Genomic DNA, 25,385 nt, shown 5'->3' on the forward strand with positions numbered 1-25,385 from the left:
AATGCCAAGAGCCTGAGAAAGGTGCATAAAAAAGGGTTCCAGTCATGTCCTGGAACCCTTTTTACAGCAACCACCGGATCGTTCAACCGATCCTTAAACGATCGGCATTAGGCTTTCGCCTCCCTTAAAACTCCCCTGCCTGACCTGAATTAATGGTTACGGATATATTCGTCCATATCCGTTTTCAGGTTGTCAGATTTGGTACCAAAGATAGCCTGAACCCCCGAGCCTGCGACGACAACGCCGGCAGCACCCAGTTTTTTCAAGCCAGCCTGGTCAACCTTGCTCACGTCCGCCACGCTAACGCGCAGTCGAGTGATACAGGCATCCAGATTGGTTATGTTCTCTTTACCGCCGAAAGCCTGAACCAGTGCAGCAGACATTTCAGAACCGCCCTGGGCAACCTGCTCAGAAGCCGTGTCTTCGCGACCTGGTGTTTTCAGATCCAGTTTGGCAATCAGCACGCGGAAGATGGTGTAGTACACCAGACCGTAGATGATACCGACAACCGGGAACAGCCAGATTTTGCTGCTGTTACCACTCAGCACGATAAAGTCGATCAGACCGTGCGAGAAGCTGGTGCCGTCACGCATCCCCAACAGGATACAGATCGGGAACGCCAGGCCAGCCAGAATGGCGTGGATTGCGTACAGGATCGGCGCAACGAACATGAAGGAGAACTCGATCGGTTCGGTGATACCGGTCAGGAACGAGGTCAGCGCAGCGGAGATCATGATACCGCCGACTTTTGCGCGGTTTTCCGGCTTGGCCGAGTGCCAGATGGCAATCGCCGCAGCAGGCAGACCGTACATTTTGAACAGGAAGCCACCGGACAGTTTACCCGCAGTCGGGTCACCCGCCATATAACGTGGGATGTCACCGTGGAACACCTGGCCCGCCGCGTTGGTGTATTCACCAATCTGCATTTGGAAAGGTACGTTCCAGATGTGGTGCAGACCGAACGGCACCAGCGCACGTTCAACCACGCCGTAGATACCAAATGCCACTACCGGGTTCTGATACGCAGCCCACTGGGAGAAGGTCTGGATAGCCGTACCGATAGGAGGCCAGATGAAGGACAGCACTACGCCCAGAACGATTGCCGCCAGGCCGGAGATGATCGGCACAAAGCGCTTACCGGCAAAGAAGCCCAGGTATTCCGGCAATTGAATGCGGAAGAAGCGGTTAAACATATAGGCCGCGATGGAGCCGGAGATAATCCCCCCGAGCACACCGGTATCCGCCAGGTGTTTGGCCGCGATCTCTTCAGCCGGCAGGTGCAGCACCAAAGGCGCCACTACCGCCATGGTTTTCACCATGATGCCGTAAGCCACTACTGCGGCTAACGCGGAGACACCGTCGTTATTGGTGAAGCCCAGGGCAACACCGATGGCGAAGATCAGCGGCATATTGGCGAAAACGGAACCGCCGGCTTCCGCCATCACGTGGGAGACTACCGCAGGTAGCCAGCTAAAGTTGGCGGAACCGACGCCCAGCAGGATACCTGCGATAGGCAATACGGACACCGGCAGCATTAGCGACTTACCTACTTTTTGCAGGTTTGCAAATGCGTTCTTGAACATAGTTGAGTGTGCTCCTGAGTAATAGTGCTTTGCTACTTTCCGCGATTCTTCGCGTTGCAAGGGGGGGAGAAAAAACCCCTGCAATTCAGGGTGTCTGAGCACCCCTTGAATTTTTACGCAGAGTAAAATAAATAGGCTGCGCAATGTTTGATGGCAGTCACGTTTCAATGAACAAAACCGGGTATTTTTCTTAAATCGCCTATTTTTTGTCAAAAAAGAGGAGAAAACGCCCGCACCTCGCCCTGAAACGGGTGGGAACATTACCCGTTTCGGCGATTAATTACGAGCTTAAAAAAAATTCCAGATTCGATGACTACAGCTATAGCCTAGGCCAAAGATCAGAGTTCGATGTGAAATAAGCGTGAAAAGTTGGCGGTGGTGGTTTCGGCCAGCGTTTCCAGGCTCACGCCCTTCAATACCGCCATGTATTCAGCCACATCGCGCACATAGGCAGGTTGGTTTTCTTTACCGCGATGCGGCACCGGAGCCAGATACGGCGAGTCGGTTTCCACCAGAATGCGGTCAAGCGGCACATAACGCGCCACATCACGCAACTGCTCGGCGTTACGGAAGGTCAGGATGCCGGAAAAGGAAATGTAGAACCCTAAGTCCAACAGGGCTTCGGCCGTGGCGCAATCTTCGGTGAAGCAGTGCAGTACGCCGCCACAGTCCTGGGCATTTTCTTCGCGCAGGATCGCCAGCGTGTCTTCACGCGCATCACGGGTATGTACGATCACCGGTTTGTTCAGATCGCGACCGATGCGGATATGCTCACGGAACGACGCTTGCTGCAGTTCAAGATTGTCTTTCTGATAGAAATAATCCAGCCCGGTTTCCCCTAGCGCCACCACCTGCTCTGACGCCGCCAAACGACGCAGCTCCGCATAGTCGTAACCGCCTTCCAGATTGAGCGGATGCACACCGCAGGAGAAAGCCACGTCGTCGCGTTGGCCAATCAACTGCGTCATGGCCTGATAGCCCGGCAAGGTGGTAGCGACCGCCAGTACGTAACCGACATCGCGCGCCTTGGCTTTGGCCAGCGCGTCATCCACGTTTTGGTGCAGGGTTTGGTAATCCAGGCCATCGAGGTGGCAATGAGAATCTACTAACAACATAATATTTAACTCTTTTACAGCGAATGAGGGTGAGAATAGCCGGTAGCACCGAGCATCTGCTCCCAGCCAAGTAACTGTTCGGTCAGCAGCAGCTCACGGTTAACGCCGACCACGCTGAGCAACTGATGGCGGCAATTAAGCCATTGCTGCACGACTTGCTGCAACGAATTGCTGCTCAAACGGCAGGCCAGTTGGTGCACCAAAGGTTGCTGATCCTGGTTGAGGGCAAAACTCGCCGCCCCCTGCTGCCACTTCATGGCGTCTACCAGCAATGCGCATAACCAGTGTAGCCGCTCGGCGACGTCTTCGTGATTCAACACCGGCAGCAAGGACAGCATGTCATGCTGCGGCAAAGCGGTGCTCAGGGCAGTACACAGCGCGCTACGCTGTTGCCAACGTTCCGGCTGCAACAGCTGCTCGGCGGCCAGAGGAGCGCCATCGTGCAGACGCAATGCGGTCAGCAGATCGGCCTGATTACCCGACGTTTGGCGGCTCAACCACTGTAGGCTGCGCTGTTCGTCCGGGCTGGCGAGGTGCCAGTACAAACAGCGGCTGCGCAACGTCGCCAACAGGCGTGAAGGCTCACGGCAGCTCAGCAGGAAATAGGTTTTTTCCGGCGGCTCTTCCAATGTTTTCAACAACGCATTGGCGGCCGCCTCGGTCAGCAGCTCCGCCTGCGGCAACCAGATAACCTTGGCTCCGCCCTGCTGCGCATGGGAGTAAAGGATCTCAATCACCTGACGAATGGGCTCCACGCCCAGACTGCTTTTGCCCTTTTCTGGCGTCAGCACGTGATAATCCGGGTGATTGCCCGCCAGCATTAAGCGGCAGCTATGACATTCGCCGCAGCTTTTCTCACCGTTACGGCGCTGGCAAATCAGCCAGCGGCTCAGCCCATAGGCCAGCGCCTCTTCGCCATTGCCTGCCGCCGCATGCAGCAGCAAAGCATGATGACCGCGATCGGCAGCATATTGCCCGACCAACTGCCGGTAAGGGGTATTCAGCCACGGGTACCAGTTCATTACGCACCTTCCTGCTGCAGCCATTGGCTGACGCTGTGACGAATCGCTGCCGTCACCTGCTCCAGCGATTGGGCCGCGTCAACGGTGACGATGGACTCGTCCTGCGCAGCCAGCTCCAGATAGCGCGCGCGGGTGCGCTCAAAGAACGGCAGCGCTTCTTGTTCGATGCGATCCAATTCGCCACGGGCGCGGGCACGTTGCAACCCCACTAACGGCGGTAAATCCAGATAAAGCGTCAGGTCCGGTTGGAAATCGCCCAACACGGTGTCACGCAATGAAGCCATCAGTTGTTGATCGACACCACGACCACCGCCCTGATAGGCCTGCGAAGACAAATCGTGACGATCGCCAACCACCCAGGCACCGCGCGCCAACGCCGGTTTGATCACCGTTTCCACCAATTGCACGCGAGCTGCGTACAGCATCAGCACCTCGGCTTTGATGGTCGGTAGCTCACCGTCCACGCCGCGCTTGAACAGGTCGCGCAGCTTTTCCGCCAACGGCGTGCCACCGGGTTCACGGGTAAAGACAATATCGTTGATGCCGTGCTGGCGCAGTACGTCGACCACGGTATCGCGAGCGGTAGTTTTGCCCGCGCCCTCAAGCCCTTCGATAACCACAAATTTACTTTTCATTCTTTTCCTTCAACGCCTGGCGATAGGCGCGCACCGCCTGATTATGGCTGGCCAGGTTAGTGGTAAATTGATGCCCGCCTTTGCCGTCGGCAACAAAGTACAGATAAGGGGTTTTCGCCGGATTGGCGGCGGCGGCCAGCGAAGCCTTGCCTGGCATGGCGATCGGCGTTGGCGGCAGGCCGTTGATAACATAGGTGTTGTACGCCGTCGGCGTCTCCAAATCTTTGCGGGTAATGTCGCCATTATAGCTATTCCCCATGCCGTAAATCACCGTTGGGTCGGTCTGCAAACGCATGCCAATGCGCAGGCGGTTAATAAAGACCGAAGCCACCTTGGTGCGCTCTTCCGGCACGGCGGTCTCTTTCTCAATGATCGAGGCCATAGTCAGCAGCTCTTCGGGCGTTTTGTACGGCAGGCTGGTGTCGCGACCTTGCCAGGCATCTTCCAGCGCCTTGGTCATTCGCAAATGAGCACGTTTTAACAACGCAATGTCGCTCATGCCCGCAGTGTACAGATAGGTATCGGGGTACAGGCGTCCTTCAGGGTTAGTCCCCTCCGGCAGGCCCAATGCCGCGGCAATTTCCGTTTCGTTTTTGCCCGCCAGCGTATGTTTGAGGTATTGGGACTGTTGCAGCACCGCCAGCCAGTCACGCAGGCGAGAACCTTCGATAAAGCGCGCGCTGAACTGGGCTTCTTTGCCGCTGGCCAGCAGTTTGAGCATCTCGCGCACCGTCATGCCAGGCGTAAAGCGGTAGGTACCGGCCTTAAACTCCGCCAGTTGCGGCTCCACACGCAACAGCCACGGGAACCACATGCCGTTGCGGATCAGCTTGTCACGAACCAGCAGCCCTTCCAGTGCCACCCTTCCAGTGCCCGCCGGCAGTTTAAAAATGGCTTCCTGCTGGATCGCCAATGGCGTGTCCGCGAAACGTTCGACCTTCTGGTATGCCCAAAACAACAGGCCCGCTACCAAAACAACAATAATAGAAACGAACTTCAGCTTTCTTTTCTTCATCAATCAGCCATCGTTAACAATGTGGGCGCAAAAAATCATAGAGTTGGCGCGAAGAGTAGTGCCAGGAGTGTGCCATGTTCACCGGCAGCAATGGCATTAGCGCATTGCTCACCAGCAATTCCTCGGCCTCGGCCAGCGTCTCCAGCGGCTCGCTGACGTAATGCAATGAATACTTACTGCCTGCCAGCAGCTCAATTACCCGGCGACGCATCAATCCGGCCACGCCTGCCTGGCTCAGATCCGGCGTGAAGACCGCCTTCCCCTTTCGCCAGAACAAATTAGCCGCACAGCATTCCACCAGCATACCGGCAGTGTCAAGCACCAGCGCCTCGTCGGCGGCCGTCTGGTCAAGATGCGCGCGGATCAACACCTGCTCCAAACGATTCAGGTGTTTCAGCCCCGCCAGCAGCGGATGACGAGCCAGCGTTACCGGGCTAAGCGCCAGGCTGATGCCCTGCTCACGCCATTGCAAATAGTGCAGCGGATAGGCGCTGCGAGAAATAATCCGCGTGGGATGCTCACATCCTTTCGGACTGTAACCTCGCCCACCGCTGCCGCGCGTCAGTATCGCTTTGACCACGCCCTGCGGGATAGATTCTGCCGCGCGTACCATTTCATATTCCAAAGCCGCCCAGTCACAGGCCGGCAGCATCAACCGTTGTGCTGCTTGCTGCAGGCGTTCGATATGCCAGGGCAACAGGTCAATTTTGCCCTCAACCACTCGTGCGGTAGTGAAACAGCCGTCGCCAAATTGCAAACCGCGATCGCTCGGCGCCAGCGCATCGTGTTGCTGCCCGTTTATCCAGTACATAGACTCCCCCTGAGCGCTTTGGTTTCCACTACAGAATAACAGGCGCCGACGCCATTAGCAGCAGTTGGCCGTTCGACAAAAGCATCGCCAAGCCGGGCCTCAGCGGGCAGCGCCATAAAAAAAGCCCGGTTTAAAAAACCGGGCTTTTTTACCGTCCGCCAGCAGAGGTTATTACACCTTGCGGAAGATCAGAGAACCGTTGGTGCCACCGAAACCGAAGGAGTTACACAGCGTGTACTGCATATCGCTTACCTGGCGTGCTTCGTGCGGAACGAAGTCCAGATCGCAACCTTCATCCGGATTATCCAGGTTGATGGTTGGCGGAACGGCCTGGTCACGCAATGCCAGTACGGTGAAGATCGACTCAATCGCGCCTGCCGCACCTAACAGGTGGCCGGTCATCGATTTGGTCGAGCTAACCATCACGCGCTGCGCATCGCTGCCAAATACCGACTTCACCGCCTGCGTTTCGGCTTTGTCGCCAGCCGGCGTTGAGGTGCCGTGCGCATTGATATAGCCGATTTGTGACGTGGTCACACCGGCATCGAGCAACGCATTTTCCATTGCCAGCGCAGCGCCCGCACCGTTTTCCGGTGGAGACGTCATGTGATAAGCATCGCTGCTCATCCCAAAGCCGACAACTTCAGCATAAATCTTGGCACCGCGTTTTTTGGCGTGTTCGTACTCTTCCAGCACCATCATGCCGGCACCGTCACCCAGAACAAAACCGTCACGGTCCTTGTCCCAAGGGCGGCTGGCTGCCTGCGGATCTTCGTTGCGGGTCGACAACGCGCGTGCTGCGCCAAAGCCGCCGACGCCCAACGGGGTACTGGCTTTTTCTGCCCCACCGGCCAGCATGACGTCAGCATCATTGTAAGCAATGATACGCGCGGCGTGGCCGATGTTGTGCACACCTGAGGTACAGGCGGTGGCGATCGAAATGCTCGGGCCACGCATGCCGTACATGATAGTCAGGTGGCCTGCAATCATGTTAACAATGGTTGACGGCACAAAGAACGGACTGATTTTCCGTGGGCCACCGTTAACCAATGAACTGTGGTTCTCTTCAATCAAACCCAGGCCGCCAATACCGGAGCCGATAGCGGCACCAATGCGGCTGGCGTTAGCCTCGGTGATATCCAGTTGTGCGTCCTGCATGGCTTGCATGCCGGCTGCGATACCGTACTGGATGAAGGCATCCATCTTGCGCGCATCTTTGCGGGAGATGAAATCTTCTGAATTAAAATTCTTTACCAGGCCTGCAAACTTGGTCGCATAGGCAGAGGTATCGAAATGGTCGATCAGGCTGATGCCACTCTGACCGGCAAGAAGAGCGTTCCATGTGGACTCTACCGTATTGCCGACAGGAGACAACATGCCCAGTCCGGTCACAACTACTCGACGCTTAGACACGTTTGTCCTCCAAGGAGGGAAAAATATGACACTAGGGATAGAAAAAACTTAGGCGGTCGAGTGACCGCCTAGATATGTTCTCTTACTGCTGGCTAGCGTTGATGAAATCAATAGCTGCCTGAACAGTAGTGATTTTCTCAGCTTCTTCGTCTGGAATCTCGGTGTCGAACTCTTCTTCCAGAGCCATTACCAGCTCAACGGTGTCAAGAGAATCAGCACCCAGATCTTCAACGAAAGAAGCGTTATTTAAAACTTCTTCCTGTTTAACACCCAACTGCTCAACAATGATTTTCTTAACGCGTTCTTCGATAGTGCTCATACTCTTAAATTTCCTATCAAAACTCGCTTTCGCGATGGTTTTCGTAGTGTATAAAATGTTGAAAAAGATGCAACTAAATCCCGGCTGGTCAAACCACGATTTTACGCTATTTTGCGGTTTTTACCCCAAATAACGCAAATAGTTTTCGCATTTTTTAAATCATGTACATGCCGCCATTGACATGTAACGTTTCACCGGTGATGTAGCCAGCCTCATCAGAGGCTAAAAATGCAACAGCGCTGGCGATTTCTTTAGCATCCCCCAGCCGATTGGCTGGAACTGATGACAAAATGCCTGCGCGTTGATCATCTGTCAACGCCCGTGTCATGTCCGTCTCAATAAAGCCAGGTGCCACGACGTTGACCGTAATGCCACGCGAAGCAACTTCACGTGCCAAAGACTTACTAAAGCCAATCAGACCGGCTTTAGCCGCCGCGTAATTAGCCTGCCCTGCGTTCCCCATGGTACCGACGACGGAACCGATGGTGATGATCCGGCCAAACCGCTTTTTCATCATAGCTCGCATTACCGCTTTTGACAGACGGAATACGGAAGTCAGATTGGTGTTCAGGATATCCTGCCACTCGTCGTCCTTCATACGCATCAGGAGGTTATCACGCGTAATGCCGGCATTATTCACTAAAATGTCGATTTCGCCAAATTCAGCACGAATAGATGCCAGAACGCTGTCGATAGATTGAGCATCGACCACGTTCAATGCAAACCCTTTGCCGTTCGCACCCAGGTAGCTGCTGATAGCCTCAGCGCCGCTTTCACTGGTGGCGGTGCCGATCACTTTGGCGCCGCGTGCCACAAACGTTTCTGCAATAGCCCGGCCAATACCCCGGCTCGCGCCGGTGACCAGAACAACTTTACCTTCGAAGCTCATTGTTTTCCTCTTTATTGTTCAAGCGCCGCTGTCAGGCTGGCAGCGTCATTCACCGCCGCCGCCGTCAGGGTATCAACAATACGTTTAGTCAGACCGGTCAGAACCTTGCCCGGACCAACCTCTAGCAGCGACGTAACGCCCTGTGCTGCCATAAACTCAACGCTCTCGGTCCAACGTACCGGGCTGTACAACTGACGCACCAGCGCGCTGCGGATCGCTTCTGGATCGCTTTCAGCACGGACGTCGACGTTATTCACCACCGGTACCTGCGGTGCGCTGAAGGTGATGTCCTGCAACGCCACGGCCAGTTTATCTGCAGCCGGCTTCATCAGTGCGCAGTGCGAAGGCACGCTCACCGGCAACGGCAGTGCGCGCTTGGCGCCGGCCGCTTTACAGGCTGCACCTGCACGCTCAACCGCTTCTTTATTGCCGGCAATCACCACCTGGCCCGGGGAATTGAAGTTCACCGGAGAAACGACCTGCCCTTGGGCTGACTCTTCACAAGCCTTGGCGATAGCCGCGTTGTCCAGACCAATGATGGCGGACATCGCGCCAGTGCCTTCCGGCACCGCTTCCTGCATCAGTTTGCCGCGCAGCTCAACCAGGCGGATTGCCGCTTGGAAATCCAGCACGCCCGCACAGACCAACGCCGAGTATTCACCCAGGCTGTGGCCGGCCATGAGGGCAGGCATTTTGCCGCCCTGCTGCTGCCAGACGCGGAAAATCGCCACGGAAGCAGCCAGCAATGCCGGTTGCGTCTGCCAGGTTTTGTTCAGTTCTTCCGCCGGCCCTTGCTGAACCAGTTGCCACAGGTCGTAACCCAGCACGGAAGAAGCTTCGCTGAAAGTCGCTTCAACGATCGGATATTGAGCGGCCAAATCGGCCAGCATGCCCAGGGACTGTGAGCCCTGGCCTGGGAAAACAAAAGCAAATTGCGTCATTTTTTCTTCCTGTTAATCAGAAACGAACCAGCGCCGAGCCCCAGGTAAAGCCGCCGCCGAAGGCTTCCAGCAGCACCAGTTGGCCGCGTTGGATCCGCCCATCGCGCACCGCTTCATCGAGCGCTGCGGGGACCGAGGCGGCAGAGGTGTTACCGTGACGATCGAGCGTCACCACCACTTTATCCATCCCCATACCCAGTTTTTTCGCCGTTGCGCTGATAATGCGCAGATTGGCCTGGTGCGGCACCAGCCAATCCAGCTGGCTGCGGTCCAGATTATTGGCCTGCAGCGTTTCGTCAACGATGTGAGCCAGTTCGGTAACCGCAACCTTGAAGACTTCATTGCCCGCCATGGTGACATAGGCCGGCTTGTCCTGATCCTGACGATCCTTGAACGGCAAGGTCAGCAGACCGCCGTAGGTGCCGTCCGCATGCAGGTGAGTCGACAGAATGCCCGGCTCTTCAGAAGCGCCCAGCACCACTGCGCCCGCGCCATCACCAAACAGAATGATGGTGCCGCGATCTTCAGGATCCAGCGTGCGGGACAGCACGTCGGCACCAATCACCAGGGCACGTTTCACCGCGCCGTTCTTAACGTACTGATCGGCAACGCTCAACGCGTAAGTGAAACCGGCACAGGCAGCCGCCAAATCGAAAGCCGCACAATCTTTAATCCCCAGCAACTGCTGCACCTGGCAGGCAGAACTTGGGAATGCGTGGCTCGAAGTGGTGGTAGCCACAACGATCAGCCCGATATCTTCTTTAGCCACACCTGCCATTTCCAGCGCTTTTTCAGCAGCATGGAAGCCCATCGTCGCCACGGTTTCATCAGCGGCAGCGATACGGCGTTCACGGATACCGGTACGCGTGACGATCCACTCGTCAGAGGTATCCACCATTTTTTCAAGGTCAGCGTTGGTGCGCACTTGTACGGGTAAATAACTCCCCGTACCGAGAATCTTTGTATACATGTACGATCAGTCACTCTTAGGTAATACAGCTTCAAGGCGCGCAGCAATCCTGTCAGGGACTTGCCGCTGCACCGCCTGCACAGCCTGTTCGATTGCAACTGCAAACGCGTGCGGGTTCGCAGCGCCGTGGCTCTTGATTACGGTGCTGCGCAATCCTAACAGACATGCGCCATTATACTGGTCGGGGTTCAGGTGGCCGAACCGCTTTACCACCCGTTTTTGCAACCAACGGCCCAACAATTTTAACCACCACGCCTGCTTGCCACCGTCTCCGGATGATTTCAGCAGCGATAAAAATACTCTTACCACCCCTTCCATGGTTTTCAGGGTGACGTTACCCACAAAGCCGTCGCAGACCATCACATCGGTTTTCCCGGTGAGAAGATCGTTGCCTTCCAGGTAACCAATATAGTTGATTGCCGGTGTATTTTTTAGCACGGCAGCCGCTTCGCGGATATTATCCAGACCTTTGGTTTCTTCTTCACCAATATTCAGCAGCGCCACGCGAGGTTGCGCAATCCCCACCACCTCTTCGGCCATCACCGCGCCCATCACCGCAAACTGCACCAGCATGGTGCTGTCGCATTCGACATTGGCGCCCAGATCCAGCACCACGGTTTTACCGCCCAGCTGATTTGGGATCACCGTCATCAGCGCCGGACGTTCAATACCGTCCAGCGGCTTAATCAGCATCTTCGCCAACCCCATCAGCGCGCCGGTGTTGCCCGCGCTGACACAGCCCTGCGCATCACCGTTTTTGGTCAGTTCCAGCGCGATACGCATGGAAGTGCCACGGCTGGCACGAATCGCTTGTGAGGGTTTGGCGTCGCCGGCAATCACAGATTCAGCGGGCACGACTTGCAAACGTTCCAGAAGAACCGGATCGGCTTTGGCAAGTAAAGGAGAGAGGGTGTCGGGATTGCCGACCAGCAGAAGATGAAGCTGTAAATTAGAGGCCAGTGCCTGCAATGAAGCAGGCACTGTGACGCAGGGACCGAAGTCCCCGCCCATTGCATCTAACGCCAGGGTTAGACGAGTCAAGGTACCGCTACTTAGCCGATAACCTTGCGACCGCGGTAGAAACCGTCGGCAGTGATGTGGTGACGACGATGAGTTTCACCAGAAGTCGCATCAACAGACAAAGTGGTGGTGGTCAGAGCATCGTGTGAACGACGCATGCCACGTTTGGAACGGGTTGGTTTATTTTGTTGTACGGCCATGGACCTTACTCCTTAATTACTTACGCTTTAAACTGGCTAATACGGCAAATGGGTTTGGTTTCTCCGCCTCTGGAGGCAGTTTGCCAAAGACCATGTCCGCTTCGGACACTTCACAGTGTTCAGATTCATGTACCGGGACGACAGGCAGTGAAAGAATAATTTCGTCTTCAATCATTGCCAGCAGATCGACTTCGCCAAACTCATCGACTTCGATCGGCTCGTACGCCCCCGGTAATGCCTCAGCCTGCTCATCATTGACGACCGGGCTAAAACAATATGTTGTGTGAACATGGTGTTCAAACGGGACTCCGCAGCGTTGGCACATCAGCATTACCTGGACGTCCGCATGCCCTGTTATCACCGCGAGGCGCTGGTTATCAATATCGAAAGATAACGAGACCTCAACATCACTGTCCACACTGACCACAGAGGCAGCAACACGTGTAACCTGCTCAGGCGCATAGGAACCAACATAGTCCAGGCGTTTCTGAGCGGTACGTACCGCATCAATGGTCAAGGGTAATTTTACCTTTTGCATAGGGCGCGCATATTAACTTTGTAACGACTTAGAGTCAAAGAAAAAGGCCGTAAAACGGCACCTTTCACCAATATTCGCTTCCTCAGCGGCGGACAGTTTAAAATGCCCTCTCTATTTACGCTACGGTTTACGAAAAAAATTATGCAGAGACTGCTCCTCGCCTCCACCTCGACCTACCGCAAGATGCTGTTGGAAAAACTGCATCTGCCTTTTACCTGTGACGCGCCGCAGGTCGACGAAACCCCACTGGCCGGGGAAACTGCCGAAGCGCTGGTCTTACGGCTGGCGACGGCGAAAGCCCAGGCACTGGCCATCGCCTATCCTGACCATTTGATTATCGGTTCCGACCAGGTCTGCGTGATCGACGGTAAAATAACCGGGAAACCGCATACCGAAGAGAACGCCTGCGCACAATTGCGCCAGGCCAGCGGCCAAAGGGTGACGTTTTATACCGGTCTGGCGCTGTACAACAGCCGCAGCCAACATCTGCAGGCGCTTTGCGAGCCTTTTCATGTGCATTTCCGTGCGCTGAGCGACGCAGAAATCAGCGCTTATGTGCGTCTTGAACAGCCGCTCAACTGCGCGGGCAGTTTTAAAAGTGAAGGTCTGGGCATTGCGTTGTTCGATAAATTGGAGGGGCGGGATCCGAACGCGTTGATCGGTCTGCCGCTGATAGCCCTGCTGGAGATGCTGCGGGCTGAAGGCATCAACCCGCTGGTATAAAATACTTTTGCTTACTGGCCTTTGGCCTGTTTGCGCAATACCTGCAGGCAGTGGCGCAACTCCTGATCCATCGGCGCTTCGATACGCAGGGTTTCGCCGGTGCCCGGGTGTTCGAATCGCAGTGCCGCGGCATGCAAGAACAGGCGTTTGAGCCCGGTACCTGCCAACTGGCGATCGAATTCGCGATCGCCATAGCGGTCGTCGAAGGCTATCGGGTGCCCTGCGTGCAAGGTGTGAACGCGGATCTGGTGGGTACGCCCGGTAATCGGGCTGGCCTTGACCAGTGTGGCATGCTCAAAACGCTCCTCTACCTTGAAGCGGGTTTCCGACGGTTTGCCTTCGCTATTGACGCGCACGATACGTTCGCCGCTTTGCAGAATGTTTTTCAGCAACGGGGCCTGTACGGCTTTGCAATGCGACTGCCATTGGCCACGCACCAGCGCCAGATAATCTTTCTGCATGCCTTTCAGCCGCAATTGCTCATGCAGCGAACGCAGTGCAGAACGCTTTTTCGCCACCAGCAACACGCCGGAAGTATCGCGATCCAGCCGGTGCACCAGCTCCAGGAAGCGGGCTTCCGGGCGCAGCGCGCGCAGGCCTTCAATCACGCCAAAGCTCAGGCCGCTGCCACCGTGCACCGCGGTGCCTGAAGGCTTATTCAGCAGCAGCAAATGATCGTCTTCATACAAAATGCAATCGGCCAGTGCTGCCACTTTGTCCAGCTTGGCGGAAACCGGCGCGTCTTCACGCTCGGCAACGCGGACTGGCGGTACGCGCACCACGTCACCGGCAGCCAGCTTGTATTCAGCCTTGATGCGCCCTTTATTAACCCGTACCTCGCCTTTGCGTACGATGCGGTAAATCATGCTCTTCGGCACGCCTTTCAGGCGAGCAAGCAGAAAGTTGTCGATTCGCTGACCGGCTTCGTCGTCAGAAATCGTGATTAATTGTACTGCAGGAATGTTCGTTTTCATGGAGCGGGATTCTAAATAGAGCGCGTAAATAGCGCCACTTCTTTTTCTGTGCTTAACTGTCTCTCTGACTGCAGGAGAAACCCTGGCGGACAATAAGGCAGCAAGCCGGTTTGAACGTTTGCGATTTCTTCCGCAGTTAAGGAAAAGTCACCTTGCTATAACAGTATCAGCAGTGGAATAATGCGTTTACTTTCCACGTTGATTCTCGTTAAACAGGGAAAACGGTGGAATTATAAAATTTGTCTGATGGCGCAAAAACGCAGCAATGGCGTAAGACGTAATGTGAAATCAAACAATTAGCGGGCTGCGGGTTGCAGCTTGGCCGGCAAATGGAATCAGATCTGTCGACGTAAATCAGAGGCTATTCCCCTAGTAAAAGTGCTGTCTTTCACAAAGAAATACAGGCTTACCGAGATAATGCGCCCCTATGCAGGCGACAACCGTGAGGTTGACGGCTTTGCGAGAAGACACGGGGTTTTCGGTTTTAATCCGGCCATGAGGTTATTTTGCCCGCAGCTTTGTCGATAATGTAAAAATAACGAGTAAGTTAAGATGAAAAGAATGTTGATTAACGCAACTCAGCAGGAAGAGTTGCGTGTTGCCCTCGTAGATGGACAGCGGCTGTATGATTTGGATATTGAAAGTCCGGGTCATGAACAGAAAAAAGCGAATATTTACAAAGGCAAAATCACTCGTATAGAACCAAGTCTTGAAGCAGCGTTCGTAGATTACGGCGCCGAACGACATGGTTTCCTCCCTCTTAAAGAAATCGCTCGCGAATACTTCCCAAGTAACTACTCCTCCCATGGTCGCCCGAACATCAAAGATGTGCTGCGCGAAGGCCAGGAAGTGATCGTTCAGGTTGATAAAGAAGAACGTGGCAACAAAGGCGCCGCCTTGACCACCTTCATCAGCCTGGCCGGCAGTTATTTGGTTCTGATGCCGAACAACCCACGTGCCGGTGGTATTTCACGCCGCATCGAAGGTGATGACCGCACTGAATTGAAAGAAGCGCTTTCTTCTCTGCAACTCCCGGATGGCATGGGCCTGATTGTTCGTACCGCAGGCGTTGGCAAATCAGCCGATGCATTGCAGTGGGATCTCTCTTTCCGCCTGAAGCACTGGGAAGCGATTAAAAAAGCCGCTGAAGGCCGCGCAGCGCCCTTCCTGATCCATCAGGAAAGCAACGTCATCGTACGTGCATTCCGCGACTATCTGCGCCCGGACATCGGCGAAATCCTGATCGACAATCCAAAAGTTCTCGATCTGGCCAAAGAGCACATCGCTGCCCTGGGCCGTCCGGATTTCAGCAGCAAAATCAAACTGTACAGCGGTGAAATCCCTCTGTTCAGCCACTACCAAATCGAATCTCAAATCGAATCCGCCTTCCAGCGTGAAGTTCGCCTGCCTTCCGGCGGTTCGATCGTTATCGACTCTACCGAAGCGCTGACCGCTATCGACATCAACTCCGCGCGTGCAACCCGCGGCGGCGATATCGAAGAAACTGCGTTCAACACCAACCTGGAAGCGGCAGACGAGATCGCTCGCCAGCTGCGCCTGCGTGACCTCGGCGGTCTGATCGTTATCGACTTTATCGATATGACCCCGGTTCGCCACCAGCGTGAAGTTGAAAACCGCCTGCGCGATGCCGTGCGTCAAGACCGTGCGCGTATCCAGATCGGCCGCATTTCCCGTTTCGGTCTGCTTGAGATGTCGCGTCAGCGCCTCAGCCCGTCACTGGGCGAATCCAGCCATCACGTTTGCCCGCGCTGTAACGGCACCGGCACCATCCGTGATAACGAGTCTCTGGCGCTGTCCATTCTTCGTTTGATTGAAGAAGAAGCGCTGAAAGAAAACACCAAAGAAGTACACGCTATCGTGCCGGTTCAGGTGGCTTCTTACCTGCTGAACGAAAAACGTGAATCGGTGAGCGCGATCGAGAAACGTCAGGGTGGCGTGAAAGCGATCATCGTGCCGAACGATCAGATGCAAACCCCGCACTACTCTGTGCTGCGCGTACGTAAGGGCGAAGAAACACCGACCCTGAGCTACCTGTTGCCGAAACTGCACGAAGAAGAGATGACTCAGCCGTTGGAAGATGTGCCGATGGAGCGCAAACGCCCGGAACAGCCGGCTCTGGCCTCGTTCTCTCTGGCCGCCGATGCACCGCCACCGGCTGAAGAAGCCGTGGCTACTCAGGCCGCTGTTGCCGCACCAGTAACCAAACAAGCTGCACCAGCCGCTGCCAAACCAGGCCTATTGGGCCGTCTATTCGGTGGTCTGAAAGCGCTGTTTGCCGGTGAAGAACAACCGGTTGTTGAAGCCAAACCTGTCGTCGAAGCGCCTAAGACCGAAAGCAACGGTGAAAACCGTCGCCAGGATCGTCGTGGTCAACGCCGTCAGGGTACCGGTCGTAAAGACCGCGGCGAGCGCGGTGAACGTAGCGATCGTCCAGAACGCGGCGAGCGCAAAGAGCGTGGTGAAGGCCGTGATAACCGCGAACGTGATAATCGTGAGCCGCGTGAAAATCGTGAACCACGCGATAACCGCGAAGGCCGTGAAACACGCGAAGTGCGTGACGAGCAGCGCCGCAACCGTCGCAATGCGCAGCAAGCCACTGCCACGGTTACCGATGAGCCGCAGTCTGAAGAGGCCGCCAAGGCACAGCGCGAAGAGCAGCAACAGCGCCGTGAACAGCGTGCCGAACGCCAACGCCGTCGTCAGGAAGAAAAACGTCAAGCCCAACAGGAAGTCGCCGCGCTGGAAAGCACAGAGGCTGCCACTGCCAACACCGTCAGCGATGAAGATCACGAAGAACGTCAGATGCAGAATATGCAACGTCGTCAACGTCGTCCTCTGTCGCAGAAGGTTCGTGTGCTGTCCGCGGAAGAAGAACTGCATCGCGCGGCGGAAGAATTGCTGGCACCTAAAACGCCTGTAGCGAAAGCTCAGGACGTGAAACCTGCTCAGGCTGAAGACAGCGTTAAACTGCTGCCGGAAACCGTTGAAGCGCAGACTGAAGACGATGCACAGGGTGACAACCGCGCTAATGGCGAAAACGGCATGCCACGCCGCTCACGTCGTTCTCCGCGCCACCTGCGCGTTAGCGGTCAGCGTCGTCGTCGTTACCGTGACGAGCGTTACCCAACTCAGTCGCCAATGCCACTGGCGGGCGCTTTTGCTTCACCAGAGATGGCGTCAGGCAAGGTCTGGGTGAGTTACCCTGTCATACAAACTGCGCAACTGGTTGAAGAGGCTGAAGTTCAGGCTGAAGCTAGCGAAATCGCTGCCGACAACGTCATGGCACCAGAAGCCGTCAGCGTGGCCGCTCCAGTGGTTGCCGCGGTTGCTGAACAGGCCATCGCACCGGTTAACCAGCCGGAAGCTGTTGCAGTCGCGGCTGAAGCGGTTGAAGAAGCCCAACCGGTTATTGAAACCGCTGAGCCAATCATCGCTGCTCAGGCTGAAGACACTCCGGTAGCAGCTGAAACACCAGCGGTTGAAGAAACTGCAGTGGTTGAAGCAGCCGCCGTGGTCGAAGAAACCCCAGCCGTTGAAGCTGCACCCGCTGTTGAAACTGCTCCTGAGGTTGAAGAAACTCCAGTGGCGGAAGCAGCGCCGGTATCGGTGGTGGAAGAAACGGCAACCGAGGCAGAAGCCGTCATCGAGCCTGCTGCACCTGTGGTTGAAACTGCTCCGGTTCAGGAAACTGTAGCGCCGGCCGTTGTTGAAAAACAAGCGCCGGCAGTGCAACAGCAACCCGTACCGGTACAGGCTGGTACGCTGTACAAGCATATCGCTACGGCGCCAATGACCAAGGCCCCTGCACCGGACTATGTGCCGGAGCAGCAGCAACACAGCGATTGGCAGCGCCCTTCCTTCGCCTTCGAAGGTAAAGGCTCAGCCGGTGGCCATGCGGCGGTAAATCAAGCGACCGCTCCGGCAACCAAACCGCAGCCGGTTAACGAATAAGTTAATCTGCTTCGATAAAAAAACCCGCCATCCGGCGGGTTTTTTATTGCCCAAAAATAAACTCAGGCAATTTTCTTCAATTGTTTGATATCCAGCAAATCCAGCTTGCCGTCAATGCTGGCGACAAACTGCTTAAAATGCTCGGTGGCATTGTGTTTTTCCAGCGCCTCTGCGCTTGCCCAGCGTTCAAAGAACACGAAGGTGCCTGGCTTCTCAAGATCGCGGTGCAGATCATATTGCAGATTGCCCAGTTCCTGACGGCTTGGATCGATAATCTCATGCACCGCATCGCTGACGGCCGAAACAAACTCAGGTTTAGCCTGCAGGGTGGCAATAACTCGCACTTCCATTTTATTCTCCCATTCCAATGTGATTAATGTTGATAACCCGACAGTGATAGCGCGGGGATCATTAAAATCCCTGTCACTATGCACCCTATAACCCATTGATTTCAACTTGCCGTGAACAAACAGATGCATCGCGGGCGCTTTCCGCTTATCCTTGTACCCCGGCGTGAATAAGCCCCCATTATTCGCTTTTACTCAGACCCGTATCTAACCGCCGGAGCCTTGTACCATGACCGCACAGCCTCAAGCCCTGAAAATCCGCCGCCCTGACGACTGGCATATTCATCTGCGTGACGACGATATGCTGAAAACGGTTTTGCCCTATACCAGTCAGGTGTTCGGCCGGGCGATTGTGATGCCGAATCTGGCTCCGCCAATTACTACCGTAGAAGCCGCCCGAGCGTATCGCGATCGCATTCTGGCAGCTGTCCCTCAGGGGCACAGCTTTACCCCGCTGATGACCTGCTACCTGACCAATTCACTGGCCGCTGCAGAACTGGTTAATGGGTTTGAGCAAGGCGTTTTCACTGCGGCCAAGCTCTATCCTGCCAATGCCACGACTAATTCCAGCCATGGCGTTAGCGATGTGAAGGCCATCTATCCGCTGTTTGAGCAAATGCAAAAAATCGGCATGCCGCTGCTGATTCACGGTGAAGTGACCGATGCCGCCGTCGATATTTTCGATCGCGAGGCTCGCTTTATTGATCAGGTTATGGAGCCCATTCGTCGCCAGTTCCCGGAGTTGAAAATTGTCTTCGAGCACATCACCACCAAAGAAGCGGCGCAGTACGTGCAAGAAGGCAATCGATTCCTTGGCGCGACAATCACCCCACAGCATCTGATGTTTAACCGTAACCACATGCTGGTGGGTGGCATTCGTCCGCACCTGTTCTGCCTGCCGATCCTCAAGCGTAATATTCACCAGGATGCGCTGCGCAAAGCCGTTGCCAGCGGTTCGGATCGTTTCTTCCTCGGTACCGACTCCGCCCCTCATGCCAAACACCGTAAGGAATCGAGCTGCGGCTGCGCTGGCGTATTCAATGCGCCTAACGCTATTCCGGCCTATGCCAGCGTGTTCGAGGAACTGGGCGCACTAGAGCACCTGGAAGCTTTCTGTTCCCTCAACGGGCCCGGCTTTTATGGTTTGCCGGTCAATGCCGATTTTATCGAACTGCAGCGCGTACCAACCACTCAGGCGGAAGAGATCGCCATGGGCAGCGAAACTGTGGTGCCTTTCCTGGCCGGAGAGACGTTGAAGTGGTCAGTGAAAGCATAATCTTCTTTTTTTAACGCAGCCTATTGCTCCCGCACACGGTTAACTGTATAAATATCCAGTAAATCGCTTCGGGGGCAATTATGCGTGTTGAAGTCACTATAGATAAAACCAAACCGCTACCGGCAGGCGCCATTGAAGCGCTGACCGGCGAGTTGGGCAAACGGGTAAACCGCCAATTTCCAGATGCCGTGGTTCAGGTGCGTTATGCCGGTTCTAACGGGCTCTCAGTCCTGGGCGGCCTGAAAACAGATAAAGACCTGATCGAGGAGATCCTCCAGGAAACCTGGGAGAGCGCCGACGATTGGTTTAGCGCAGAATAATACTGCAAGGTAGTTTTTGCCGGGGGTCGCTCTCCGGCTTTTTTGTATCTGAGGCCCGGCACCGCGCTTAAATTTCTGCTGGAAGAAAAGCCTTATCTGGTCTGTACTGAATGCTTTAACAGGAGATCTTTGACATGGCCCCGGACAAGGTTAAAACCGAAGAAGCGATGACCTTTGGCGAACTACTGGCGCTGATTGCCGATCAAAAACGGCGCCTGAGCGTGCTTGAAGTGGCATTTTCCTACCTGGCCTTTGGTTTGGATGACAAAGCCAATCAGCTATTGATTCACAGCCTGAAGCTGGAATCGCAAAATCAAAATCGTGACGCCGAAACGCAAAAGCACTTTGCCCATTTGGCCACCGAACTGGAAAAACGGCTGCACGCCGCCCCCCCCCCTTCTGAAGTTGAATGACGACGAGATACCCGTCCGGAACGCATTCGCAAGTCACGCTGCAGAATGATCGTCCAATATAAATATTTATTTTAAAAAATAAGCAGGGAAAAGCTCCACCAGTGATACCAGATGCGTATACTGTAATGGCTCACATGATGATGGGCCGCATTGATCCTCGTTAGTCACTCACGGTAGTTACTACTCAATAAGGGGTCTTTATGGACAGAAATGATGAAGTAATTCAGACGCACCCGCTTGTTGGTTGGGATATCAGTACTGTCGACGCTTATGACGCCATGATGATACGCCTTCATTACCTGTCTTCACTAGACCAGACGCCCGAAGACGCCCAAGTAGACAGAACGCTTTGGCTAACCACAGATGTCGCACGTCAATTAATCAATATCTTAGAAGCCGGCATCGCCAAGATTGAAGCAACGGATTACCAGGACCTTGATCGTAGAAAACACTAATTCACCGCACCACAAAATCTAAGGCGCCAGCGATTTTCTCTGGCGCCTTTTTCTTTGCCGACGGGCAGCGCAACGGGTGCATTGCGGCGCTCAACCTTTTATCATAACGAAATAAGAAACGTATAACAGAGAGGTTACGGCACGTGGAATATGACTTAATTGTTGTGGGCAGCGGTTCGGTAGGTGCGGCGGCAGGCTACTATGCGACCCGGTCCGGCTTGAAAGTGTTAATGATAGACAGCGCCATGCCCCCACACCGTAACGGCAGCCACCACGGTGATACCCGCATCATCCGCCATGCCTATGGCGAAGGCGAAAAATATGTCCCGCTCATTCTCCGCGCCCAGGCCTTATGGAATGCGTTGATAAAACAAACCGGCGAAGAACTGTTTCAGGACTGCGGCGTGCTGAATATGGGACCGGAGCAGTCTGAATTCATCCGCAATGCGCAAAACAGCGCCAAGAAATTCCGTCTTAATACACAAAATCTGAGCGCAGAACAGATTAACCAACGCTGGCCGGAATTCAATGCGCCGGAAGGTTACGTTGGCGTGTTTGAACCTGACGCCGGGTTCCTGCGCTCTGAAAAGGCGGTCGCCAGCCTGATCAAACTTGCCAAAGAAGCCGGTTGCAGCCAACTGTTCAATTGCCCGGTAACGGGGGTGCAACCTGTCGAGGGGGGGGTCGAAGTGGTCACCTCCGAAGGTCGTTTTCAAGGCCGCAAGGCCGTGGTCACCACCGGTACCTGGGTCAAAGCTTTGCTGCCGCAATTGCCGATTTCGCCGCTGCGCAAAGTATTTTCCTGGCATCAGGCCGATGGCCGCTACAGCATCAACAACCGTTTCCCGGCGTTCACCGCCGAAGCCCAGGACGGCAGCCATTATTACGGCTTCCCTGCCGATAACGACGGGCTGAAAATCGGCAAGCACGATGGCGGGCAACCGATGGAAACACCGGATCAACGCAAGCCTTTTGGCAGTTTCACCAGTGACGGAACCGAGGTGTTTCACTTTTTACGCCAATTTTTGCCGGGTGTAGGGGTATGTTTACACGGTGAAGCATGCAGCTATGATATGAGTCCGGATGAAGACTTCATTATTGATACCCTGCCGGGCTGCGATCGCTTGATGGTCATCAGCGGCCTGAGCGGGCATGGTTTCAAGTTTGCCAGCGTGCTGGGCGAGATTGCCGCCCTGTTTGCCGAGGATAAAACCTTACCGGTAGATATCTCTGCCTTTACGCTCAAACGCTTCAAATAACCCTCCTCCATGGACATAATCGCCTCCGCCAACACGCCTGGAGGCGGTTATGTCCCGCAGTTACACGCTGAATTCAGCGTATCAATTTGAAATATATTGGGAATAATATTTCAACGGAAATTTCTGGCGCAAGTATCCGGATTTCCGAATTGATCCCCCGTGGTGTAAGTTCTATTTTACAGCTGATATGCCCCTGGTAATTTCTCGCTCAACAAGGACGTCACCATGAAACTGCTTGTCGTGGACGAATGCTGCTTCACCCGGGTCGGTATCGATAACTATTTTACGGACAATGTTTTCAGCCAGGTAAAATGTTGCCACAGCCTGGAACAAGCCACTCCGCTGCTGGATCACTACCGCCCAAGCCATATCCTGGTCAACCTGACCAAACACTGTCGTTACAGTGAGGATGATGCTCAACTGCAGGCTTTTATCGAGGCCACCCCATCCGCACTGCTGTTTATTTATCTGGACACGCCGTACCCTTACAGCGAAACGCCGATGCGCATCGCTGACCACGCTTTCCTGTTCAACAAAGCCACATTACCCGTCACACTGCGCATGATGCGTGAAAAGCCGGTCTCACTGATGGATTGCAGCGTGGAGCACTCTCTGTTCAGCCCGCAGGAGCTGACGGTGATGAAACACTGGATGGCGGAAATGCCCAATTACCGTATCGCAAAAAAGCTGCAAATCAGCTCGCACACCGTTTATGTGCACAAGCGCCACATCACAGAGAAAATCAACGCCCGTAATCGGCTCGAATTTTATTCGCTGTATAACGTGCTGCGCTATTTTTATCCGCCAAGCGTTCCGGCCAGCGCTATGTCACCTTCGTTGATGGCGGTATAACCGAAGCCTGCTGCAAAGCAGGCCGTTTTCACACCAAGATCCCCCCCGAGACCCGACTTTGCCTTCTCGGCAGTATTAACGCTGGCTGCAAAAATACTATAATCTGCCAGTCCTTATCTTTTGGCTGCTGAGAATGCTAAACAAAATACTGTCGGCGATTGTCAACAACGTCCGCGAACATCTGGTGCTGTATATCTGCCTGTGGCTGGTGCTGTTGGCGCTGGACGTCTATTTCTTCTTTATGCCTTAACCCCATGCCGCAGACTTTTCCCCGTTTGCGCTTTAGCCGATTCGGTTCGCCGGAACAGGTGATTGCCCTGGAAGACGCCGTCATTCCAGCGTTGCAGCCCGATCAACTGCTAGTGCAGATGCGCTACGCACCGATAAATCCATCGGATTTGATCCCAATCTATGGCCAGTATGCGCACCGTACTCTCCTGCCTCAGGTTCCTGGCTACGAAGGGGTTGGGCGCGCGGTTGATCCTCGCGGTCAACCTACCGACAGGCGCGTGCTGACAGTCATGGGCGATGGCAGTTGGCAAAGCTTTGTCACGATCGATAGCGCCAAAACCATTTGGGTACCGGACGACATCGACGACGCCAGTGCGGCGCAAATCTACATTAATCCGCTGACCTGTTGGGTCTTGCTGACACAATGGCTGCCGCTAAACGAGGGGGACATCCTGATGATTAACGGCGGCGGTTCGGCGATCAGCCTGCTGTTTTGTCAGTTGGCGGTTTTACGCGGTATCAGATTGGTGGTTGTAGTACGTAATGCCGCCCATCGCCAGGCGCTGTTGAATGCCGGTGCCTGGCGGGTTGTGGAGGGACAATTACTGCAACAATACCGGCTGCAACAGCTCACGGGCCATGCGGCGCGTGCCGCTATCGACTGCGTCGGCGGTGAAGACGGCTTGCATCTGGCACTTTCGGTCAGCGTGGCCGGTGATTTTGTCGCCTTGGGCTTGCTCGGCAACCGGCAGGTGGACTGGCAGTATATTGCTCGCCAACTCAGGCTTCGAACCTCTTTGTTTCACCTGCGAAAATGGAACGCTCAGGCAACGCCGGTGCAGTGGCAGGCCGCATTCCAACAGCTGTTCCATCTGGTAAGACGCGGCCAGTTGGTGTTGCAAAGTCCGGCGGCTATTTATCCGTTGCGGCAATATAAACAGGCGCTGCAACACGCCGCCGACAGCAAAACTCAGGGGAAAGTCTTCTTTACTCCGGAGTAACCGGTTTGCCTGGCTGACCATCGCCGAGAATAACCGCCAATTTATGCCCCCCTTCGGTGGTCTCCAGGGCAATGCGGGTAATAATGGTCAGCGGCACCGACAGTAGCATCCCCACCGGCCCCATCAGCCAGCCCCAGAAGATCAACGACAGGAAGACCACCAGCGTCGATAACCCAAGTCCGCGCCCCATGACACGCGGCTCCAGCATGTTGCCAATCACCAGATTGATGGCGATAAAGCCTGCGGCTACCACCAGCGCATCACCGAAGCCGTTAAACAACAGCGCCTGGATCAGGGGAGGAACCGCGGCGATCACCGAGCCGATGTTGGGAATATAATTCAGCAAAAACGCCAGTAACCCCCAAATAAAGGCAAAGCGCACGTCGACCGCAGCCAAGAATCCCCAGACGATAACGCCGGTTGCCAGGCTGATCGCCGTTTTGATCACCAGATAACGAGTGACGCCGTCCAACGCACGCCGAATATTGGCGATGCCTTCGCTGGGTTTATCCAGTGCCTGCTGCAGTTTGTAAGGCAACAGCTGCACTTCAAACAGCATAAATACCACGGTCATCAGCAGCAGGAAAATATTGGTCATGGCGCCCGAGAAACGGCTTAACAGGCGGGTGATCAAATTCATCGCCGAGCTGGGGTCAACATACTGCAGCATCGCTTCGGGGGAGATGGTGATGTTGAGACGATCGGCGTAATGCTGCAACTCGCCCAGTTTTTCCATCATCATACCGCGGTACTGGGGGAGCGAACGGGCAAATTCGTTCAGCGATGCGCCCAATATGCCGATAAACAACATCAACGCCACCACGACCAGCACCACCAGTAAAGTCACACCGAGCACGCGCGGTATCCGCCAGCGTTCCAACTGCGCCACCAACGGGTTCAATACCATAGAGAGAAACACCGCCAGCAAGAATGGCACCACGACTTCCGCAGCCGCTTTGACGCCGGCGAGGATAATCACCAACATCGCCAGCATAACGGCCAAACGCAGGCTTCGATCGGTCAACAGGGTTCGACCCATGACATTTCCTTTGTGTTAATTGCGCTGACCCAGAGGGTCATCCGATGATGAC

General features: G+C 55.0%; 27 protein-coding genes. 10 read left to right on the plus strand and 17 right to left on the minus strand.

Annotated features, from left to right (window positions below; all coding sequences use genetic code 11):
- Positions 1-149: 149 nt before the first annotated feature.
- The 14 genes from ptsG to yceD all read right to left on the minus strand — a co-directional run bounded on the left by ptsG (position 150) and on the right by yceD (position 12,471).
- Positions 150-1,583 (minus strand): PTS glucose transporter subunit IIBC, encoded by a 1,434-nt coding sequence (gene ptsG / locus H5P17_RS21675; RefSeq protein WP_020826345.1) that lies wholly within the window; start codon positions 1,581-1,583, stop codon positions 150-152.
- Positions 1,584-1,921: 338 nt separating this feature from the next.
- Positions 1,922-2,698, minus strand: a complete 777-nt coding sequence (locus H5P17_RS21680; RefSeq protein ID WP_044549831.1) for a metal-dependent hydrolase — start codon at positions 2,696-2,698, stop codon at positions 1,922-1,924.
- Between the two features lie 14 nt (positions 2,699-2,712).
- Positions 2,713-3,720 carry a DNA polymerase III subunit delta' gene (gene holB, locus H5P17_RS21685; RefSeq protein WP_182825148.1) on the minus strand — a complete coding sequence of 336 codons (1,008 nt, stop codon included), beginning with the start codon at positions 3,718-3,720 and terminating at the stop codon, positions 2,713-2,715.
- Positions 3,720-4,355 (minus strand): dTMP kinase, encoded by a 636-nt coding sequence (gene tmk / locus H5P17_RS21690; RefSeq protein ID WP_044549826.1) that lies wholly within the window; start codon positions 4,353-4,355, stop codon positions 3,720-3,722. The genes holB and tmk overlap by 1 nt, the downstream gene beginning before the upstream one ends.
- Complete coding sequence (mltG, locus tag H5P17_RS21695; RefSeq protein ID WP_044549824.1) at positions 4,345-5,370, minus strand: endolytic transglycosylase MltG; 1,026 nt, start codon at positions 5,368-5,370, stop codon at positions 4,345-4,347. Before mltG ends, tmk begins: the two co-directional genes overlap by 11 nt.
- Before the next feature lie 13 nt (positions 5,371-5,383).
- Entirely contained in the window at positions 5,384-6,181 is a 798-nt protein-coding gene (gene pabC / locus H5P17_RS21700) for an aminodeoxychorismate lyase (protein WP_044549822.1), read from the minus strand.
- Between the two features lie 171 nt (positions 6,182-6,352).
- The gene (gene fabF / locus H5P17_RS21705) at positions 6,353-7,594 is read right to left on the minus strand and encodes a beta-ketoacyl-ACP synthase II (RefSeq protein WP_041414447.1); all 1,242 of its coding nucleotides are present in this window, start codon (positions 7,592-7,594) and stop codon (positions 6,353-6,355) included.
- A gap of 82 nt (positions 7,595-7,676) precedes the next feature.
- On the minus strand, positions 7,677-7,913 hold the full coding sequence (gene acpP / locus H5P17_RS21710; protein ID WP_004719003.1) for an acyl carrier protein: 237 nt from the start codon (positions 7,911-7,913) through the stop codon (positions 7,677-7,679).
- 154 nt (positions 7,914-8,067) lie between these two features.
- Positions 8,068-8,802, minus strand: coding sequence for a 3-oxoacyl-ACP reductase FabG (gene fabG / locus H5P17_RS21715; RefSeq protein ID WP_020826338.1), 735 nt, complete (start codon positions 8,800-8,802; stop codon positions 8,068-8,070).
- 11 nt (positions 8,803-8,813) lie between these two features.
- Complete coding sequence (gene fabD, locus H5P17_RS21720) at positions 8,814-9,743, minus strand: ACP S-malonyltransferase (protein ID WP_182825150.1); 930 nt, start codon at positions 9,741-9,743, stop codon at positions 8,814-8,816.
- A gap of 16 nt (positions 9,744-9,759) precedes the next feature.
- On the minus strand, positions 9,760-10,713 hold the full coding sequence (locus H5P17_RS21725; protein WP_044549810.1) for a beta-ketoacyl-ACP synthase III: 954 nt from the start codon (positions 10,711-10,713) through the stop codon (positions 9,760-9,762).
- Between the two features lie 6 nt (positions 10,714-10,719).
- Positions 10,720-11,754: a phosphate acyltransferase PlsX gene (gene plsX / locus H5P17_RS21730; RefSeq protein WP_071827011.1), complete on the minus strand. Its 1,035-nt coding sequence runs from the start codon at positions 11,752-11,754 to the stop codon at positions 10,720-10,722.
- A gap of 11 nt (positions 11,755-11,765) precedes the next feature.
- Positions 11,766-11,933: a 50S ribosomal protein L32 gene (rpmF, locus tag H5P17_RS21735; RefSeq protein WP_004943042.1), complete on the minus strand. Its 168-nt coding sequence runs from the start codon at positions 11,931-11,933 to the stop codon at positions 11,766-11,768.
- Between the two features lie 16 nt (positions 11,934-11,949).
- Positions 11,950-12,471, minus strand: a complete 522-nt coding sequence (gene yceD, locus H5P17_RS21740; protein ID WP_020826334.1) for a 23S rRNA accumulation protein YceD — start codon at positions 12,469-12,471, stop codon at positions 11,950-11,952.
- A 141-nt stretch (positions 12,472-12,612) separates the two neighbouring features.
- Here yceD and H5P17_RS21745 point away from each other — a divergent pair, with 141 nt between their 5' ends.
- On the plus strand, positions 12,613-13,194 hold the full coding sequence (locus H5P17_RS21745; protein ID WP_156033799.1) for a nucleoside triphosphate pyrophosphatase: 582 nt from the start codon (positions 12,613-12,615) through the stop codon (positions 13,192-13,194).
- An 11-nt stretch (positions 13,195-13,205) separates the two neighbouring features.
- Here the strand turns inward: H5P17_RS21745 and rluC are convergent, their stop codons facing one another.
- Positions 13,206-14,168 (minus strand): 23S rRNA pseudouridine(955/2504/2580) synthase RluC, encoded by a 963-nt coding sequence (gene rluC, locus H5P17_RS21750; RefSeq protein ID WP_182825152.1) that lies wholly within the window; start codon positions 14,166-14,168, stop codon positions 13,206-13,208.
- Between the two features lie 552 nt (positions 14,169-14,720).
- Between rluC and rne the strand changes: the two genes are divergently transcribed.
- Complete coding sequence (gene rne / locus H5P17_RS21755) at positions 14,721-18,140, plus strand: ribonuclease E (RefSeq protein ID WP_182825154.1); 3,420 nt, start codon at positions 14,721-14,723, stop codon at positions 18,138-18,140.
- Between the two features lie 62 nt (positions 18,141-18,202).
- On the opposite strand, the gene H5P17_RS21760 is transcribed toward rne, so the two are convergent.
- Positions 18,203-18,490, minus strand: coding sequence for a putative quinol monooxygenase (locus H5P17_RS21760; protein WP_044549792.1), 288 nt, complete (start codon positions 18,488-18,490; stop codon positions 18,203-18,205).
- Between the two features lie 226 nt (positions 18,491-18,716).
- Between H5P17_RS21760 and pyrC the strand changes: the two genes are divergently transcribed.
- From pyrC to H5P17_RS21800, 8 genes are all read left to right on the plus strand, one after another.
- Positions 18,717-19,763 carry a dihydroorotase gene (gene pyrC / locus H5P17_RS21765; protein WP_182825156.1) on the plus strand — a complete coding sequence of 349 codons (1,047 nt, stop codon included), beginning with the start codon at positions 18,717-18,719 and terminating at the stop codon, positions 19,761-19,763.
- An 80-nt stretch (positions 19,764-19,843) separates the two neighbouring features.
- On the plus strand, positions 19,844-20,083 hold the full coding sequence (dinI, locus tag H5P17_RS21770; RefSeq protein WP_020826328.1) for a DNA damage-inducible protein I: 240 nt from the start codon (positions 19,844-19,846) through the stop codon (positions 20,081-20,083).
- 134 nt (positions 20,084-20,217) lie between these two features.
- Positions 20,218-20,496, plus strand: a complete 279-nt coding sequence (locus tag H5P17_RS21775; protein WP_044549789.1) for a hypothetical protein — start codon at positions 20,218-20,220, stop codon at positions 20,494-20,496.
- A gap of 200 nt (positions 20,497-20,696) precedes the next feature.
- On the plus strand, positions 20,697-20,951 hold the full coding sequence (bssS, locus tag H5P17_RS21780) for a biofilm formation regulator BssS (RefSeq protein WP_044549787.1): 255 nt from the start codon (positions 20,697-20,699) through the stop codon (positions 20,949-20,951).
- 143 nt (positions 20,952-21,094) lie between these two features.
- Positions 21,095-22,210, plus strand: a complete 1,116-nt coding sequence (gene solA, locus H5P17_RS21785; protein WP_182825158.1) for an N-methyl-L-tryptophan oxidase — start codon at positions 21,095-21,097, stop codon at positions 22,208-22,210.
- A 225-nt stretch (positions 22,211-22,435) separates the two neighbouring features.
- Positions 22,436-23,062: a LuxR C-terminal-related transcriptional regulator gene (locus H5P17_RS21790; RefSeq protein WP_044549783.1), complete on the plus strand. Its 627-nt coding sequence runs from the start codon at positions 22,436-22,438 to the stop codon at positions 23,060-23,062.
- 133 nt (positions 23,063-23,195) lie between these two features.
- A complete protein-coding gene (locus H5P17_RS21795) occupies positions 23,196-23,312 on the plus strand; it encodes a DUF2770 family protein (protein WP_012006315.1) in 117 nt (38 codons plus the stop codon).
- 4 nt (positions 23,313-23,316) lie between these two features.
- Entirely contained in the window at positions 23,317-24,294 is a 978-nt protein-coding gene (locus tag H5P17_RS21800; protein WP_182825160.1) for a zinc-dependent alcohol dehydrogenase family protein, read from the plus strand.
- Here the strand turns inward: H5P17_RS21800 and H5P17_RS21805 are convergent.
- Positions 24,281-25,333: an AI-2E family transporter gene (locus H5P17_RS21805; RefSeq protein WP_182825162.1), complete on the minus strand. Its 1,053-nt coding sequence runs from the start codon at positions 25,331-25,333 to the stop codon at positions 24,281-24,283. The genes H5P17_RS21800 and H5P17_RS21805 overlap by 14 nt on opposite strands.
- Between the last annotated feature and the right edge of the window lie 52 nt (positions 25,334-25,385).

The sequence above is a fragment of the Serratia sp. OS31 genome (assembly GCF_014164835.1).
GTDB lineage: Bacteria > Pseudomonadota > Gammaproteobacteria > Enterobacterales > Enterobacteriaceae > Serratia > Serratia liquefaciens_A.

Coding starts and splice junctions, on each gene's coding strand:
- mltG (WP_044549824.1), bottom strand. CDS start 5,370: ATGAAGAAAAGAAAGCTGAAGTTCGTTTCTATTATTGTTGTTTTGGTA.
- H5P17_RS21775 (WP_044549789.1), top strand. CDS start 20,218: ATGGCCCCGGACAAGGTTAAAACCGAAGAAGCGATGACCTTTGGCGAA.
- tmk (WP_044549826.1), bottom strand. CDS start 4,355: ATGAAAAGTAAATTTGTGGTTATCGAAGGGCTTGAGGGCGCGGGCAAA.
- rluC (WP_182825152.1), bottom strand. CDS start 14,168: ATGAAAACGAACATTCCTGCAGTACAATTAATCACGATTTCTGACGAC.
- dinI (WP_020826328.1), top strand. CDS start 19,844: ATGCGTGTTGAAGTCACTATAGATAAAACCAAACCGCTACCGGCAGGC.
- H5P17_RS21725 (WP_044549810.1), bottom strand. CDS start 10,713: ATGTATACAAAGATTCTCGGTACGGGGAGTTATTTACCCGTACAAGTG.
- rne (WP_182825154.1), top strand. CDS start 14,721: ATGAAAAGAATGTTGATTAACGCAACTCAGCAGGAAGAGTTGCGTGTT.
- pyrC (WP_182825156.1), top strand. CDS start 18,717: ATGACCGCACAGCCTCAAGCCCTGAAAATCCGCCGCCCTGACGACTGG.
- H5P17_RS21805 (WP_182825162.1), bottom strand. CDS start 25,333: ATGGGTCGAACCCTGTTGACCGATCGAAGCCTGCGTTTGGCCGTTATG.
- fabD (WP_182825150.1), bottom strand. CDS start 9,743: ATGACGCAATTTGCTTTTGTTTTCCCAGGCCAGGGCTCACAGTCCCTG.
- ptsG (WP_020826345.1), bottom strand. CDS start 1,583: ATGTTCAAGAACGCATTTGCAAACCTGCAAAAAGTAGGTAAGTCGCTA.
- bssS (WP_044549787.1), top strand. CDS start 20,697: ATGGACAGAAATGATGAAGTAATTCAGACGCACCCGCTTGTTGGTTGG.
- acpP (WP_004719003.1), bottom strand. CDS start 7,913: ATGAGCACTATCGAAGAACGCGTTAAGAAAATCATTGTTGAGCAGTTG.
- H5P17_RS21680 (WP_044549831.1), bottom strand. CDS start 2,698: ATGTTGTTAGTAGATTCTCATTGCCACCTCGATGGCCTGGATTACCAA.
- H5P17_RS21795 (WP_012006315.1), top strand. CDS start 23,196: ATGCTAAACAAAATACTGTCGGCGATTGTCAACAACGTCCGCGAACAT.
- holB (WP_182825148.1), bottom strand. CDS start 3,720: ATGAACTGGTACCCGTGGCTGAATACCCCTTACCGGCAGTTGGTCGGG.
- pabC (WP_044549822.1), bottom strand. CDS start 6,181: ATGTACTGGATAAACGGGCAGCAACACGATGCGCTGGCGCCGAGCGAT.
- rpmF (WP_004943042.1), bottom strand. CDS start 11,933: ATGGCCGTACAACAAAATAAACCAACCCGTTCCAAACGTGGCATGCGT.
- H5P17_RS21790 (WP_044549783.1), top strand. CDS start 22,436: ATGAAACTGCTTGTCGTGGACGAATGCTGCTTCACCCGGGTCGGTATC.
- yceD (WP_020826334.1), bottom strand. CDS start 12,471: ATGCAAAAGGTAAAATTACCCTTGACCATTGATGCGGTACGTACCGCT.
- H5P17_RS21760 (WP_044549792.1), bottom strand. CDS start 18,490: ATGGAAGTGCGAGTTATTGCCACCCTGCAGGCTAAACCTGAGTTTGTT.
- H5P17_RS21745 (WP_156033799.1), top strand. CDS start 12,613: ATGCAGAGACTGCTCCTCGCCTCCACCTCGACCTACCGCAAGATGCTG.
- H5P17_RS21800 (WP_182825160.1), top strand. CDS start 23,317: ATGCCGCAGACTTTTCCCCGTTTGCGCTTTAGCCGATTCGGTTCGCCG.
- fabG (WP_020826338.1), bottom strand. CDS start 8,802: ATGAGCTTCGAAGGTAAAGTTGTTCTGGTCACCGGCGCGAGCCGGGGT.